At 58.6% G+C, this 15,863-nt stretch carries 16 protein-coding genes; 8 read left to right on the top strand and 8 right to left on the bottom strand.

The annotated features are described in order from the left end of the window. Positions 1-6 precede the first annotated feature (6 nt). From A6013_RS12425 to rraB, 3 genes are read right to left on the bottom strand one after another with little or no spacing between them, the layout of a single operon-like run. A complete protein-coding gene (locus A6013_RS12425; protein ID WP_069733166.1) occupies positions 7-729 on the bottom strand; it encodes a topoisomerase II in 723 nt (240 codons plus the stop codon). Between the two features lie 30 nt (positions 730-759). Then, a complete protein-coding gene (gene miaE / locus A6013_RS12430) occupies positions 760-1,518 on the bottom strand; it encodes a tRNA isopentenyl-2-thiomethyl-A-37 hydroxylase MiaE (protein WP_069733167.1) in 759 nt (252 codons plus the stop codon). A gap of 47 nt (positions 1,519-1,565) precedes the next feature. Continuing rightward, positions 1,566-1,991 (bottom strand): ribonuclease E inhibitor RraB, encoded by a 426-nt coding sequence (gene rraB / locus A6013_RS12435; RefSeq protein WP_069733168.1) that lies wholly within the window; start codon positions 1,989-1,991, stop codon positions 1,566-1,568. A 99-nt stretch (positions 1,992-2,090) separates the two neighbouring features. Here rraB and A6013_RS27375 point away from each other — a divergent pair, with 99 nt between their 5' ends. The 5 genes from A6013_RS27375 (at position 2,091) to xynR (ending at position 5,208) form a co-directional block, all read left to right on the top strand. Further along, positions 2,091-2,186, top strand: a complete 96-nt coding sequence (locus A6013_RS27375) for a hypothetical protein (RefSeq protein ID WP_213014347.1) — start codon at positions 2,091-2,093, stop codon at positions 2,184-2,186. Next, entirely contained in the window at positions 2,156-3,160 is a 1,005-nt protein-coding gene (argF, locus tag A6013_RS12440) for an ornithine carbamoyltransferase (RefSeq protein ID WP_069733169.1), read from the top strand. Before A6013_RS27375 ends, argF (A6013_RS12440) begins: the two co-directional genes overlap by 31 nt. Positions 3,161-3,436: 276 nt before the next feature. Further along, complete coding sequence (locus A6013_RS12445; protein ID WP_033144509.1) at positions 3,437-3,799, top strand: hypothetical protein; 363 nt, start codon at positions 3,437-3,439, stop codon at positions 3,797-3,799. 1 nt (position 3,800) lies between these two features. Further along, positions 3,801-4,253 (top strand): DUF3828 domain-containing protein, encoded by a 453-nt coding sequence (locus A6013_RS12450; protein WP_069733170.1) that lies wholly within the window; start codon positions 3,801-3,803, stop codon positions 4,251-4,253. A 193-nt stretch (positions 4,254-4,446) separates the two neighbouring features. Next, positions 4,447-5,208: a DNA-binding transcriptional repressor XynR gene (gene xynR / locus A6013_RS12455; RefSeq protein ID WP_063154889.1), complete on the top strand. Its 762-nt coding sequence runs from the start codon at positions 4,447-4,449 to the stop codon at positions 5,206-5,208. Here the strand turns inward: xynR and A6013_RS12460 are convergent. The 5 genes from A6013_RS12460 to A6013_RS12480 form a co-directional block, all read right to left on the bottom strand. After that, complete coding sequence (locus A6013_RS12460; RefSeq protein WP_069733171.1) at positions 5,193-6,803, bottom strand: glycoside hydrolase family 43 protein; 1,611 nt, start codon at positions 6,801-6,803, stop codon at positions 5,193-5,195. The two genes, xynR and A6013_RS12460, sit on opposite strands and share 16 nt — an antisense overlap. A gap of 11 nt (positions 6,804-6,814) precedes the next feature. Continuing rightward, entirely contained in the window at positions 6,815-8,197 is a 1,383-nt protein-coding gene (locus tag A6013_RS12465) for an MFS transporter (RefSeq protein WP_069733172.1), read from the bottom strand. A 226-nt stretch (positions 8,198-8,423) separates the two neighbouring features. After that, positions 8,424-10,391, bottom strand: a complete 1,968-nt coding sequence (gene yagF, locus A6013_RS12470) for a xylonate dehydratase YagF (protein WP_069733173.1) — start codon at positions 10,389-10,391, stop codon at positions 8,424-8,426. A gap of 14 nt (positions 10,392-10,405) precedes the next feature. Then, the gene (yagE, locus tag A6013_RS12475) at positions 10,406-11,314 is read right to left on the bottom strand and encodes a 2-keto-3-deoxygluconate aldolase (RefSeq protein WP_069733174.1); all 909 of its coding nucleotides are present in this window, start codon (positions 11,312-11,314) and stop codon (positions 10,406-10,408) included. A 202-nt stretch (positions 11,315-11,516) separates the two neighbouring features. Next, the gene (locus A6013_RS12480; protein WP_045259600.1) at positions 11,517-11,969 is read right to left on the bottom strand and encodes a YhcH/YjgK/YiaL family protein; all 453 of its coding nucleotides are present in this window, start codon (positions 11,967-11,969) and stop codon (positions 11,517-11,519) included. A 675-nt stretch (positions 11,970-12,644) separates the two neighbouring features. Between A6013_RS12480 and arcA the strand changes: the two genes are divergently transcribed. Genes arcA through argF (A6013_RS12495) form a run of 3 tightly spaced genes read left to right on the top strand, consistent with a single transcriptional unit; the run spans position 12,645 to position 15,817 of the window. Then, a complete protein-coding gene (gene arcA / locus A6013_RS12485) occupies positions 12,645-13,865 on the top strand; it encodes an arginine deiminase (protein WP_069733175.1) in 1,221 nt (406 codons plus the stop codon). A 9-nt stretch (positions 13,866-13,874) separates the two neighbouring features. Next, positions 13,875-14,786, top strand: coding sequence for a carbamate kinase (gene arcC, locus A6013_RS12490; protein WP_069733176.1), 912 nt, complete (start codon positions 13,875-13,877; stop codon positions 14,784-14,786). Positions 14,787-14,812: 26 nt separating this feature from the next. Then, entirely contained in the window at positions 14,813-15,817 is a 1,005-nt protein-coding gene (gene argF / locus A6013_RS12495; protein WP_041911441.1) for an ornithine carbamoyltransferase, read from the top strand. Positions 15,818-15,863 lie beyond the last annotated feature (46 nt).

Here is a 15,863-nt window from a genome sequence, read left to right on the forward strand (position 1 = left end):
CTACCGTCAGTCCAGCTCAGACACCGCCAGCCGAATCACCCTCGCCGCCTTCTGCTCCGGCAGCGCCAGCACCTTCGCCCACATCTCCTGCACCATATCGCAGGAGAGCTTCTCTTTGCCCGCCGCCTTCTCCGGCATCTGCAACAGCTGGATGTCCTCGCCGTACTTATCGGCAAGTTCCTTCATAATCGGCCGCACATCCTCGACAGCCGCCTCGCGCTCGGCCTGCGTCACGGTGTGGCGGTTTTTGCCGTAGGCCGCGCGCATCATGTCGGCGTCGGCCTGCATGCGCCGCGCCATCAGGTCTTTATCCAGCATGCGCATCGGGTTGATGCCGCCCTTCACCATCGGGTAGAGGAAGCGGAAGCAGGCGTCGTCGCTCACCTTCTGGATGGCGGCGGTCTGCTCCATGTTGATGGTCATGTAGTTCACCACGTTGGCGTCCGGGGCGTTTTGCAGGCGCGTCATCTGCAAATGCAGGATCTGCGGCTGGATGGTGTCGATAATGTGCTGCTCCGGCTCGCCGGCCTTTTGCAGGACGGCCATCTGGTCGAGGATGCGCTGATGCAGCACAGGCTCCTGCTCCTTGATCACCTGCCAGGCGGGCATCGCGTTAAGGGCGGTATCAATTTGCGCTTCCGGAGCGCGCTGCCTGTCGAAGAAGACCCAGAACGCCACGGCGGCAGCCGCGACAATAACAATGACCGTACTGATCCACGTTTTTTTCATCTCGCATCCTTATCCTTGCGTTATGCCGGTTTACACCGGCACGCCGCTGTGGAAGCGAAACTCGTGGTCCGGTGTCGAGATAAGTGTGGCTTCAATTTCGCCAAAAAGCTGTATGCGCGGTGAGATATCGTCGTCGCTTACCTGCTGGGCCAGCGTCAGATAGTCCTGATAGTGGCGCGCTTCCGAGCGCAGCAGCGAGAGATAGAACTTCTGCAAATCGTCGTCGAGGAACGGGGCCAGCGCGGCGAAGCGTTCGCAGGAGCGGGCTTCGATGTAGGCGCCGCAGATGAGCTTGTCGATCAGCGTCAGCGGTTCGTGGGTGCGCACTTCCTTCAGCATCCCTTTGGCGTAGCGGCTGGCGGTGATTTTGACGTACGGAATGTCGCGGGCCAGCATCGCCTCGCGCACTTGCCAGAAGTGGTGCAGCTCCTCTTTAATCAGCAGCACCATGCTGTCGATGAGCGCCTGGCCCCACGGGTCGTCGGTTTTGGGCATTACGCTTTTGCCAATCTGCCTGTGCAGGGCGATGAAGTCCGGCTCCGGGCCGTCGCGAAAGGTGAACTGTTCGTAGGGTTTGAGCCACTCGAGCAGCGCGTCGGCACCGCTTTCGTCGGCGACGTATTTACGCACCAGCAGCAGCGCGGTCTGGGCGGCCTTGAGCTCGCACACCATGTGGTCGGTGAGCAGCAGCGACAGGTTCGACGGGTCGCGGGCTTTATCAATCCATGCTTGCGGGGTCGGGCACTGGAGGAAGTTGAGTACGGGGGCGAGTATCTGCGGGTAATCCATGGTTCTGCCTTGAAAAAAGCGGTGGCGCGCGCCACCGCCTGAATCACTTAGTGACGCACGCCGTCGTCGTCTTCGTCGACGTAATCTTCGTCGTCGCCTTCTTCGCCGTCTTCACCGTTCGGATCTTCGAAGTAGGTTCCCCAGCCGTCGTACTCCACTTCAAACTTCTCGGCCAGGTTCATCAGTTGTTCTACCTGCGCGTCGATCAGCTCCGCCTTCAGCGCGCCTTCGCTCAGGATGTCGCAGCAAATGACGGTGTCGCCCTCTACCACTTCCAGCTCTTCCGGCTCGGTCACTTCGTAACCCAGCTTGAAGGCTTCTACGGCCATTTTTTCCAGCGCGTCGAAATCATCCGCAGAGAAATGGTGCTCGATGGTGTACAGCGCGTCCGGATCGCTACCGTCTTCCAGCAGTTCTTCAATAATCAGACGCGTCTCTTCGCGTTGCTCTTCCAGTAATTCCGGGTTTGCCATGGCTCAATCCTCTTTAAAGTGCGGCAGATACTTCTATTTTCACACACGGACGGGTTTGCCTCCACCTTTGTTGGAAAGATTTGTGAAACGGGGTTGCAAATGAATAATTACACATATAAAGTGAATTTTAATTCAATAAGTGGCGTTCGCCATGTGAGGATAAAATGTCTGATCTGTACAAGAAACACTTTCTGAAATTGCTCGACTTTACCCCTGCACAGTTCACTTCTCTGCTGACCCTTGCCGCACAGCTCAAGGCCGATAAAAAAAAGGGCAAGGAAGTACAGAAACTTACCGGTAAAAATATCGCGCTCATCTTCGAAAAAGACTCGACCCGTACCCGTTGCTCTTTCGAAGTTGCCGCATTTGACCAGGGCGCACGCGTCACCTATTTAGGGCCGAGCGGCAGCCAGATTGGGCATAAAGAGTCAATTAAGGACACCGCGCGCGTGCTCGGGCGGATGTACGACGGCATTCAGTATCGCGGCCACGGCCAGGAAGTCGTCGAAACGCTGGCGCAGTATGCGGGCGTGCCGGTGTGGAACGGGCTGACCAACGAGTTCCACCCAACCCAGCTGCTGGCGGACCTGCTGACCATGCAGGAGCACCTGCCGGGCAAGGCCTTTAACGAGATGACGCTGGTCTACGCGGGCGACGCGCGCAACAACATGGGCAACTCGATGCTGGAAGCGGCGGCGCTGACCGGGCTGGATCTGCGCCTGGTGGCCCCGAAGGCCTGCTGGCCGGAAGAGAGCCTGGTGGCGGAGTGCAGCGCGCTGGCGGAGAAGCACGGCGGCAAAATCACCCTGACGGAAGACGTGGCGGCGGGCGTGAAGGGCGCGGACTTTATCTATACCGACGTCTGGGTGTCGATGGGCGAAGCCAAAGAGAAGTGGGCGGAGCGGATTGCGCTGCTGCGGGGGTATCAGGTGAACGCGCAGATGATGGCGCTGACCGGCAATCCGAACGTGAAGTTCCTGCACTGTCTGCCCGCGTTCCATGACGACCAGACCACGCTCGGCAAGCAGATGGCGAAGGAGTTCGACCTGCACGGCGGGATGGAGGTGACGGACGCGGTGTTTGAGTCGGCGGCGAGCATCGTGTTCGATCAGGCTGAAAACCGGATGCATACGATTAAGGCGGTGATGGTGGCGACGCTTGGGGAGTGATTGGGTCCTCTGCGCGCTGGTGCCCTCACCCCGGCCCTCTCCCACAGGGAGAGGGAGAAAACCCTAAAAACGACAATAGCGTTATGGCCTGGCAGAAAAATATTTTTACTGCCGCTTTCTCAGCCAGGCATTAACCATAATAGATATTTATATTTTTATTAACCATTATTTACTGAGTAGATAATGGTTAATATCAGGCCATTATCAATTACAAAATACCGTATATTATCGGCGTAATATTTCCTTATTGCTGCATTTCGTTAATAAGGATTATTTATGTCATGGAATAAGCATGAAGCTGTGTCGTATGCCCGCAGCCACGCACATCATAACAGTACGGGTTACTGCGCCCGCGCCGTTGCTGCAGCTATCCGCGCCGGAGGACTGAAGATTGATGGCGCTGATGCAAAAAACTTCTGGCGTTCTCTTGAGAAGGCAGGATTCAGTAAAGTGTATGGCACCCCTATTGAGGGTGATGTTGCAGTCATTGACGCATTACCTGGAGCGCATCAGAACGGGCATGCTTGTATCTACGACGGATCGGGTACCTGGTATTCAGACTTTAAACAGAATAGCCTTTATCCCGGCCAGACATATCGGAAGATACAGCCCAAAATCACCCTTTACAGGCACTATTGATATGAAAAATATCTTACTGCTTCTCTTCATATTCTCTTTTTCTGCAATGGCTGGCCATTCTGATCCGATTGAGCGTGCTGTAAAATTTAACAGCTGGTACGTAAAACAAATCAACAAAGACGTATTTCCCATCACTGATGGAAACGAAATAGATAAATATGTCACAGCATCAACAATGAAAAAACTCCGTCACGCGCAGGATCCTCGCTATGCAGACGAAGACTTTTACGAGGCTGATATATTTTTAAAAGCGCAATACGTCGGCGATGATTGGCCGCAGAATGTAACAGCCATAGCCGGGGATACCGATCCAGTCTGTGTCAACGTATACATTGCATTCGGTAAAAAGCAGGACCACGTAGTCATAGACTGCATGGTTAAAGAAAACAACTTATGGAAGGTGCAGTCGGTTTCTGCTGTTGAATTTTCAAGAAACCTGACTATACCGAACTGAGCCAAACAACGTACTGACATGATATTGGATCGGTGCGATCTTCCTGCCGGGTGACACAGCGCTTATCCGGCCTACAAAACCCGTAGGCCCGTGCAAGCGAAGCGCCGCCGGGCAAACCGGCTCCACTTCATTGATTTTTCACCCCGAAAAAGGTACGTTTTCGCCTTCATTCCAGCGTGGACATGCCAGCATTATGCCGATTATTCAGTCTGTTGAACGTGCGTTGCAGATCCTCGACCTGTTCAACGAGCAGGCCACCGAGCTTAAGATCACCGACATCAGCAAACTGATGGGGCTGAGCAAGAGCACCCTCCACTCGCTGCTGAAAACCCTCCAGCTTCACGGCTATATCGATCAGAATCCGGAAAACGGCAAATATCGCCTCGGCATGAAGCTGGTCGAGCGCGGTCATTTTGTCGTGGGCTCAATCGATATCCGCCAGAAGGCGAAAGGCTGGCTGACGGAGCTGTCGCAGCGGACCGGGCAGACCACCCATCTGGGGATCCTGGACGGGCGTGAAGGGGTCTATATCGAGAAGATTGAAGGCAAGCTGGCCGCCATCGCCTATTCGCGCATTGGCCGCCGCCTGCCGGTGCACGCCACCGCCATCGGCAAGGTGTTGATTGCCTGGCTGGGCGAGGCCGAGCTGAACGCCCTGCTGGAGGGCTATCAGTACACCACCTTTACACCCGCTACCCTCGCCTCCCGCGAAGCGTTAATGGCCGCCCTGGCGCAGACCCGCGAGCAGGGCTACGCCCTGGACAGCGAAGAGAACGAGCAGGGCGTGCGCTGCGTGGCAGTGCCGGTGTGGAACCACGAATCCCGCGTGATTGCCGCCCTGAGCCTGTCGACGCTGACCTCCCGCGTGGATGATGCCGAGCTGGCCCGCTTCCGCGAGGAGCTTCAGCAGGCCGGGCTCGAGCTGTCACGCGCGCTGGGCTATACCGGCTCGTAGGTGAAGTAGTCGAAGTCCGCGTGACAGCCGTCGCCGCTGATGTCCTCGCAGTGCAGCCCTACAAACGCGCCGGTAAAGAAGCCGCGCCCGCCGATGTAGTCATCCGACAGCTTCCACGCTTCATAGGTCACCGGCACGGCGTGCCACGTCTCGCCGTCGAACGAGTAGCTGTAGCGGTAGACCAGCGTATCCACGTCCACCCGCAGCCAGACACTCTCCGCATGTTCCGGCACCGGAATGGGCTGCTCGTGCAGCGGCCACGACGGTACGTTGTGGTCGAGCTGGATCACCTTGATGGTTCTCCCCTGCCCCTCCTCGTAATCCACAAAGCAGTAGCTCCAGTTTTTGCTGTTGTAGTAGCAGGTCAGCCCGGCGCTCTGCTGGAAGTGGATCGGCGAGAACTGCATCCGCGTCTCGGCCCGGAAGGTGAAGTGCTGCCAGCGGCGCGCCACGGTCGACTGGGTGAAGGTCGAGTTGAGCGAGTCGTTGCCGTAGAGCCGTAAGAAGCCCGGGCGCGCGGTGAGCGAGCCGAGGGTGTCGTCGAACGGAATGCGCAGGGTCTGCAGTTCCGGGTCAAGCGTGCTGCCGTCGAAATCCTCCCGCCAGTTACCCTGAGCGGCTGCGGGCTGTTCCACCACCTGCGGGCCTTTCACCGTCAGCTGCGCGTGCTTGCCGCCTTCCACGTACGGCCAGCCGTCGCGCCAAGCAATGCGGGCGATGCCGGTCTCGCGCCCCAGCGGGCAGTAGCCGCGCCCGCCGGAGGCCAGCAGCGGCACGCCGGGCAGGCGCAGCGGGCGGCTGGTGAGGTAGGCCATATACCATTCTCCGGTGTGGGTCTGCAGCAGCGAGCCGTGGCCGCTCTTTTGCAGCGGGTTCTCCGGCAGGTGCCAGCTGGTCATCATCGTTACGTCCGGGTGCAGCTCGTACGGCCCGTCGATATTTTTGGAACGCAGTACCACGACCGCGTGCTCGTAGCTGGTGCCGCCTTCGGCAACCATCAGGTAGTACCAGCCCGCGTGGCGATAAAGATGCGCCCCTTCGGTGTAGCAGAGCGGCGTGCCGGTAAACAGCGTTTTGCGCTCGGGCGAGAGCGTGCCGGTCTGCGGGTCAAACTCCTGCATCACAATGGTGTTGTGCGGGTTGCTATGGTGTCGCGGCCCCCACGGACGGTAGAGGTAGTATTTACGCCCATCGTCGTCGTGGAACAGGGATGGGTCAAACCCGCCGTTGCCCATCGGGATCGGCTCGCTCCACGGCCCCTCAATGGACGGCGCGGTGACGAGGAAGTTGCGGCCATTTTTCCACGGCGAGTCGACAATCTTCACGTCGGTATAGAGCAGCCAGAATTTGCCGTCGGCGTAGCTCAGGCAAGGCGCCCAGATGCCGCCGGAGTCCGGATTGCCCTTCATGTCCAGCATCGACACGCGGTCCAGCGGCGTGCTGACCAGCGACCAGTTTTTCAGGTCGCGGGAGTGGTAGATGCGCACGCCCGGGAACCACTCGAAGGTCGAGGTGGCGATGTAGTAGTCCTCGCCCTGACGGCAGAGGGACGGGTCCGGGTTGAAGCCGGTCAGGATCGGGTTAGTGATTTCCATGTTGCCTCCGGTTAATGGGATGCGGCTGTCGCGGCGTCGGGAACGGCCTCGCCCTGCGCCGCGCGGTGTTTGATCAGCTGCTGGCTGATGGCCTCCACGCGGTCGTCGGTGAGCTTGTAGAACGACAGCATGATGAACATGCCCGCGTAGAGCACCACCGGCACCACGCAGAACAGAATTTTGATGGTGGTGAGCACCTCAACCGGCTGCACGCTGCTGCTGGCGGAGTAGTTCACCCAGGCCAGGATCCAGCCCATCACCGCCCCGCCAATCGCCAGACCAATCTTCAGGCTGAACAGGTAAGTGGAGAACACCAGCCCGTCGAGGCGACGTCCGCTGCGGCTCTCCTCGTAATCCACCACGTCGGAGGCCATCAGCCACTGTAGCGGCGTGGTGGTGTTAAAGACGAACAGGAACAGGATGTTGAGGGCGAAAATCAGGGCAATATGCTCTGCTGGCGTAAAGAAAATCAGCAGGCTGATGAGCGAGTAAGCGACGATGATCCACTTGAAGGCGGTGACGCGGTCGAAGCGGCCCAGCAGGCGGGACGAGCAGAGCGAGCCGAACATGGTGGCGAGGCTGCCGTAAAGTAAAAACTGGGTCGCCATCTCCGGGTGATCCATCACGTATTTCACGAAGTAGAGCGTCGCCCCGCCGCGCACCACGTTGGAGCAGGTCGCCATCATCTTGAACGCGCACATGATGCGCCACTGGCCGTTGCCGAGCAGCAGCCTGAGATCTTTCGCCACCGACGAACCCGGCTGCACCTCAAAGGTGTAGCGCTCTTTGGTGGTGAAGAAGCAGACGTAGAGCAGCACCACGCCGGTCAGCCCCAGCACGCACATGGCGCCGAAATAGCCCACCTGCTCATCCCCCTTGCCGATGATGCTGACCAGCGGCAGCGCGATGCCGCTGATGGCGAGCGAGCCCGCCGCGGCGAGGAAGAAACGCCAGGACTGAAGGGCGTGGCGCTCTTTCGGGTCGGCGGTGATGACGCCGGGCATGGCGCAGTAGGGCACGTTAACGAAGGTGTAGACCAGGGTCAGGAGAATGTAGGTCGCGCAGGCGTAGATGATTTTGCCCTGCGCGGAGAAGTCCGGCGTGTAGAAGGTCAGCATGCAGACGATGCCAAACGGGATGGCGCCCCACAGCAGGAACGGGCGGAACTGACCGTGCCGCGTGCGGGTGCGGTCTACCAGCAGCCCCATCAGCGGGTCGGTCACGGCGTCGAGCACGCGGGAGACTAAAAACAGCGTGCCCATAATGCCCGCGGAGAGACCAAACACGTCGGTGTAGAAATAGGCCAGCAGGAACATGGTAGCCTGCCAGACAAAGCCGCAGGCGGTGTCACCCAGCCCGTAGCCAATTTTGTCTTTCATGGTTAATTGCGTCATCAGAATTACACCCTTATTTAGTGTGCTGAATTACAACATCGTGTTAATGGAGTGTAATGAGCTGTTCAATTAACCAGCAATGGTCATATCTTATTTCTGAATTACGTTATTTTGCTTTTGTGACGCCAACGATATATCGCAACATATTGTTTAAATTAACAAATTACAGATACGAAAAAGCCGCCCACGGAATATATTCCATAGACGACAATCGCGTGAAAAATAATTAAATGCCGAGCGATTTTTTACCGGCGTTAATTACCTCGATAATTTTATCGGTGTCATAAATACAGCCTTTCCAGGTGCCGCCGCTCACCGACTGCAATGCCGCCCACAGCCGGGTATCGTCCGGCAAAAAGTCGTGGGCGTGCAGGTCCGGGTGCGTCTGCCGCAGCGCCAGCTCGCGCGCACCCTCCTCCGGCGTCAGCGGGTTATCCGCGGTGCCGATAAAGTTCACGCTGCCCGTAAGGGTCAGTCGGTCCACGGCAATCTCGATGATGTCGTTGTCGCGCAGCTTGCCAATCGGTCCGCCCGCCAGCGCCTCCGGCGACACGTGCCCGAAGCAGGCGCCCGTCGACACGCCCGAGAAGCGCGCATCGGTGATTAACGACACCGTTTTGCCCCACGAGATATGCTTCAGCGCGGAGGTAAGCTGGTAGGTCTCTTCCATACCGGTGCCGGACGGGCCGCCGCCGATCACCACCATGATATCCCCCTGCGCAATCTCTTCCCGCTTGATGGCCTTGATCGCCTGCGCTTCCGAGACAAACACCCGCACCCGGCCGGTGTGGCGGTAAACGCCATCGTCATCCACCACCGACGGGTCGATCGCCGTGGCCTTGATCACCGAACCTTCCGGCGCGATGTTGCCCGTCGGGAAGCAGACCGTCGAGGTCAGCCCTTTCGCTTTGGCTTTCTCCGGCGGCAGGATCACGTCATCCGGCTCCACGCCGTCCTGCTCGCGCAGGCACTGGCGGAAGCGCTTACGGCGCTCGGACGTCTGCCACCAGTCGAGGTTCTCGCCCACCGTCTGGCCGGTGACGGTGATGGCGTCCAGATGCAGCAGGCCGAGATCGCGCAGGTGGAGCATCACTTCCGGCACGCCGCCTGCGAGAAACGCCCGCACGGTCGGGTGGTAGTCCGGGCCGTTGGGCAGCACGCTCACCAGGCGCGGCACCTTACGGTTGATGCGCGTCCAGTGCTCTACGTCCGGAATAGTGCAGCCCGCCGCGTGGGCGATGGCCGGAATGTGCAGCAGTAAGTTCGTGGAACCGCCGAACGCCGCGTGGATCACCATGGCGTTTTCGATGGCTTTATCGGTGAGGATATCGCGCGTGGTGATGCCGCGGTTATCCAGCTCGCTCACCGCCCGCGCCGACTGGCGGGCGATCTCCAGCCACACCGCCTGCCCGGACGGCGCCAGCGCGGAGTGCGGCAACGCCAGCCCCAGCGCTTCCGCCACCACCTGCGAGGTGCCCGCCGTGCCGAGGAACTGACACCCGCCGCCCGGCGACGCGCAGGCGCGACAGCCGAGCTCGGCAGCCTCCTGTAATGAGAGCTCGTGGTTGGCAAAGCGCGCGCCGATGGTCTGCACCTTGCCCGCATCTTCCCCCACGGTCGGCGGCAGCGTCGCCCCGCCCGGCACCAGAATGGTCGGCAGGTCGTGCATGGAGGCCAGCGCGATCATGGTGGCGGGTAGCCCTTTATCGCAGGTGGCCACGCCGATCACCGCCCGGCGCGTGGGCAGGGAGCGGATCAGACGGCGAAACACGATCGCCGCGTCGTTACGATACGGCAGGGAGTCGAACATGCCGTGCGTGCCCTGCGAGCGCCCGTCGCACGGATCGCTGACGAAGGCCGCAAACGGGATCCCGCCGTTGCGGGTGATCTCCTTCGCCGCCGCCTGCATCTGCATGCCGATTTCCCAGTGTCCGGTGTGGTAGCCCAGCGCAACCGGGCGTCCATCTCCGGCGCGAATACCGCCCTGGGTACCGATAATCAGCACCTCTTTGCCGGTCAGCTTGTTGGCGTCCCAGCCCATCCCGGCGTTCTGCGTCATGCCGAACAGGTTGCCGCTGGGGGATTCCATCAGCATCTGCGGGGTCAGCGGCAGCGCGCCCTGCGGCCCCGCCGCGTGGGTGATCACCGCATAAAACGCATCGTCCTGTGGGGTGAAAATTTTCTCAATGGTCATCGTTATCGTCCGGCTCAGCAGAGCTTGAGCTGTTGCAGCAGGGTTTTCAGCTGCGCCTTACGCGGCTCGTCCAGCGGCGTGGCGGGCGGCAGCACGTGCGTGGAGACAGGACGACCACAAAGCACGATCGCCTCTTTAATGACGTTCACAAACGGCGTATCCAGCTGATACATCAGCGGGATTTGCAGCAGGGTCTGATGATACTCAGCCGCTTTCGCCACGTCTTTATCCCGCCAGGCTTTCAGAAGATTCACCGACACCTGCGGGGCAAAGTTGCCGCTGGCCGAAATCGCCCCGTCGCCGCCGAGCAGCAGGGTATTAAACAGATGATCGTCGTAGCCGCACAGCACGGTGAAGTGCGGATGAGCGGCTTTAACGGTGAGGATCATGCTGCGCAGGTGGGCGACGGAGTCGATGGTGTCTTTGATGCCGATAATATTGCTGCGCGAATCGGCCAGGGTTTTCACCAGCGCCGGAGTCAGATCCTGCCCGGTCAGCGCCGGGAAGTTATAGAGCATCACCGGCAGCGTGACGCTGTCGGCCACCTGCTCGAAATAGCGGATCAGGTTCGCTTCCGACACCTTCCAGTAGTAGGGGTTGATCACCACGATGCCGTCCGCGCCCGCCTGCTGCGCGTGCTGGCTGAGTTCAATGGTTTCCCGGGCGTTGGTGCCGCCGGTGCCGATCAGCACCGGCACACGACCATCGACATGATCGATAGCAAAGCGGGCAATGGTTTTACGCTCTTCGGCGCTGAGCTGGGAGAACTCGCCGCCGCTGCCCAGGAAGAACAGGCCGTCAACGCCTGCTTTGATGAGATCGTCGATCAGCGCGGCGGTGCCCTGCTCATCAAGCTGGCCGTCGGCGGTAAAAATGGTGGAGACAGGGGGAATGATTCCCGTGAACAACGCGGACTGCGGCATAAGATCTCCTTGTTGAATCATTTTGTTCTACATTATAGAACAGCGTTCATTAATTTAACGATCATACTATGACGCAGAAAAAGGGGAGGTAAATGGGAGATGAGGAGGGAGTGCGGGAAGTTTAAGCTGGATCACATTATGCGTGGGTGCGGTCTGGTGCCCTAACCATCTCCCACAGGGAGAGGGTTAGGGTGAGGGGAAATTACTCCACCAGCATTTTAACAACCACTTTTCTGACCTTAGCAGGCTCCCCCACCGCGCACAGCGGCTTATGCACTTCACCCGGCCAGAACACCACAAAATCCCCTTCGCTCAGCACCACGGTTTTCTCCTGCTCGCCTTCCGGCAGGAACGCGATGTCTTTATCCGCCAGCCAGTCGGTGTCCGGCGTGCCGTGCGGCAGGGTGCTGAACGTCATCCCTTCCTGCCCCTTCAGCACAATCTGGATATCCAGATAACGCGCGTGGTACTCGGCGCGGCGCTCGGCGAACGGCTGGGCCATGTCTTCTGACACCAGATAAAACAGGCTGTTACCGTTGATGTCGTGCTTGCCGAGCGGTGTGGCGTCGGTGACGTGGGCTTTAACGTGCTCAATGGCCTGGCGCAGCGCGTCAGGCAGCCAGGACTGCAGATGGTGAATGTTTCCAATAATCATGTTTCAACCCTCAATATAAAACAATGTTTCATTTTTACCTTTTATACGAGAATCTAGGCTGCCATACCAGCCCTTTTTGGACGAGGTTTGCGCGAGCGCATGTTTATTGGGAAAGGTGTTAACCCGCTGTTAATCCTGCCCAGGCAATTATGCAGCGGTTATGCATAACCTCATTTCGAGCGCGCTAAAGTTCTCACATAACCCACTGAAATAAAGAGCTTAATAACAAAACCCGCTGCCGTATCACATTTTACGACTTTGATAATTTCCGTTATAAGCCCATAATTATTTATGGATTTTCCTTAAGTCAAAAATAGTTAATTATCATTATTGCATAGACATTCTTTCCATTTCATTTAATCGTTAAAAATCAAATGGATAACCAATAATTACAAAATGTATAATTCTACAAAATAATAACAACCTCAAATAATGCCACCGGATCCTGCTTAGCTATTCAACTCCCAATAATATGAAATTAATCATTATCTGATGCGAATCATGCAAATGAAAACAAACTCGTTAATATCCATTTTCGCGTGAGCAATATCACATTACGGATTATTTAACTGCCTACTATAAATCACGAAATCAATTGAGCTTAGCCGCCATGTAATTAAACACATCACATGGCGCATGCCCTTTTTATTCTGAAAAACAGTTAAAGGAATAATTATGGAAAAGCATTACGTCGGTTCTGAAATTGGTCAATTGCGTAGCGTTATGCTGCACCGCCCTAATTTAAGCCTGAAGCGGTTAACCCCCTCAAACTGTCAGGAACTGTTATTTGATGATGTACTGTCGGTTGAACGGGCGGGTGAAGAGCATGACATCTTCGCCAACACGCTGCGCGAGCAGGGTGTGGAAGTCCTGCTGTTGACCGACCTTCTCACGCAAACGCTTGATATTGCAGAAGCGAAAGCCTGGCTTCTTGAAACGCAAATCTCCGATTATCGCCTCGGGCCAACCTTTGCCGGCGACGTGCGCGGCTGGCTGGCGGATATGCCGCACCGTGAACTGGCGCGGCGATTAAGCGGGGGATTAACTTACGGCGAAATTCCGGCAGCCATTAAAAATATGGTAGTGGATACCCACACGGCGAATGATTTTATTATGAAGCCGCTGCCGAACCACTTATTTACCCGCGATACCTCCTGCTGGATTTATAACGGCGTGTCCATTAACCCGATGGCGAAACCCGCCCGCCAGCGTGAAACCAACAATCTGCGCGCGATATATCGCTGGCACCCGGCATTTGCCGACGGCGATTTTATTAAGTATTTCGGCGACGAGAATATTAATTATGACCACGCCACCTTAGAAGGCGGCGACGTACTGGTGATTGGCCGCGGGGCGGTATTGATCGGCATGTCCGAGCGCACGACGCCGCAGGGCGTGGAGTTCCTCGCCAACAGCCTGTTTAAACACCGTCAGGCCGAACGCGTGATTGCCGTTGAGCTGCCAAAACACCGCTCCTGCATGCACCTCGACACGGTGATGACCCACATCGATGTGGACACCTTCTCCGTCTATCCGGAAGTGGTGCGCAAAGACGCCCAGTGCTGGACGCTCACCCCGGACGGACGCGGCGGCCTGCTGCGCACCCAGGAAACCGACCTGCTGCACGCCATCGAGAAAGCCCTCGGCATTAACCAGATCCGCCTCATCACCACCGGTGGCGACGCCTTTGAAGCCGAACGCGAGCAGTGGAACGACGCCAACAACGTTCTGACCATCCGCCCGGGCGTGGTGATCGGCTACGAGCGTAACGTCTGGACCAACGAGAAGTACGACAAAGCGGGCATTACCGTGCTGCCGATCCCCGGCGACGAGCTGGGACGCGGTCGCGGCGGCGCGCGCTGCATGAGCTGCCCACTGGAACGCGACGGAATTTAAGGAGCCATCATGGAACGAAAACCCACTCTGGTTGTGGCCCTGGGCGGCAACGCGCTGCTCAAGCGCGGCGAGCCGCTGGAAGCGGATATCCAGCGTCAGAACATTGAGCAGGCCGCCCGCACCATCGCCGGATTAACAGAACAGTGGCGCGTGGTGCTGGTGCACGGCAACGGGCCGCAGGTCGGGCTGTTGGCATTGCAGAACAGCGCCTACGACAAAGTGACGCCCTACCCGCTGGACGTTCTCGGCGCGGAAAGCCAGGGGATGATCGGCTACATGCTCCAGCAGGCGCTGAAAAACAATCTGCCCCAGCGTGAGGTGAGCGTCCTGCTCACCCAGGTGGAAGTGGACGCCGCCGATCCGGCCTTTAGCAACCCGACCAAGTACATCGGCCCGGTGTACAGCGAGGCCCAGGCGAAAGCGCTGGCCGCAGAAAAAGGCTGGACGTTCAGGGCCGACGGCACCTATTTCCGCCGCGTGGTGCCCTCTCCGCAGCCGAAGCGCATCGTGGAGAGCGACGCCATCACGGCGCTGATCCAGCGCGACCACCTGGTCATCTGCAACGGCGGCGGCGGCGTGCCGGTAGTGGAGAACGCCAACGGCTATCGCGGCGTTGAGGCGGTGATCGACAAAGACCTCTCCGCCGCCCTGCTGGCGCGCCAGATCGAGGCCGACGCCCTGCTGATCCTCACCGATGCCGACGCAGTGTACCTCGACTGGGGCAAGCCGACCCAGCGCCCGCTGGCGCAGGTGACGCCGGAACTGCTTAAAGACATGCCGTTCGACGCCGGATCGATGGGGCCGAAGGTCGCCGCCTGCCGCGAGTTTGTTGAGGCCTGCAACGGCATTGCCGGGATCGGCGCGCTGGCCGACGGCGCGGAGATCCTGGCGGGCGAGAAAGGCACGCTGATTCGTAACTGATCACTCATTTTAAAAAGGATTTAGCCATGACCATCAACCTGAAAAACCGCAACTTCCTCAAACTGCTGGACTACACCCCGGCGGAAATTCAGTACCTGATCGACCTCGCCATCGAGCTGAAGGCGGCCAAAAAAGCCGGGCGCGAAAAGCAGACGCTGGTCGGGAAAAACATCGCCCTGATCTTTGAAAAAACCTCCACCCGCACCCGCTGCGCCTTCGAAGTGGGCGCGTTTGACCAGGGCGCGCAGGTCACCTACCTCGGCCCAAGCGGGTCGCAGATCGGCCATAAAGAGTCGATGAAAGACACCGCCCGCGTGCTGGGCCGCATGTATGACGGCATCGAGTACCGTGGCTACGGCCAGGCCATCGTCGAGGAGCTGGGCGAGTACGCGGGTGTGCCGGTGTGGAACGGCCTGACCGACGAGTTCCACCCAACCCAAATCCTCGCCGACCTGATGACCATGCTGGAGCACTCCCCGGGCAAAACCCTGCCGGAGCTGAGCTTTGCCTATCTCGGCGACGCGCGGAATAACATGGGCAACTCCCTGATGGTCGGCGCGGCCAAGATGGGGATGGATATCCGCCTCGTGGCACCGAAATCCTTCTGGCCGGAAGCCGGGCTGGTTGAGCAGTGCCGCGCCATCGCCAAAGAAACGGGCGCACGCATCACCCTAACCGACGACGTGGAAGAAGGCGTGCACGGCACCGATTTCCTCTACACCGACGTGTGGGTCTCCATGGGCGAGCCGAAGGAGGCCTGGGCCGAGCGCGTCAGCCTGATGAAGCCATATCAAATCAACGCGGACGTCATGAAGGCCACCGGCAACCCGAACGTCAAGTTCATGCACTGCCTGCCCGCGTTCCACAACGAGCACACTAAAGTGGGCCGCGAGATCGAGATGGCGTACGGCCTGAAGGGGCTGGAGGTGACGGAAGAGGTCTTTGAATCACCGAACTCCATCGTCTTTGACGAAGCAGAAAACCGCATGCACACCATTAAGGCGGTCATGGTGGCGACACTCGGCGACTAATCACCGCCCGGCGCGCCGCGGGGTGCGCCGGGTTTCAGGAGAACAT

It is taken from the genome of Enterobacter sp. IF2SW-B1, assembly GCF_001743375.1.
In the GTDB taxonomy this organism is placed as follows: domain Bacteria; phylum Pseudomonadota; class Gammaproteobacteria; order Enterobacterales; family Enterobacteriaceae; genus Enterobacter; species Enterobacter bugandensis.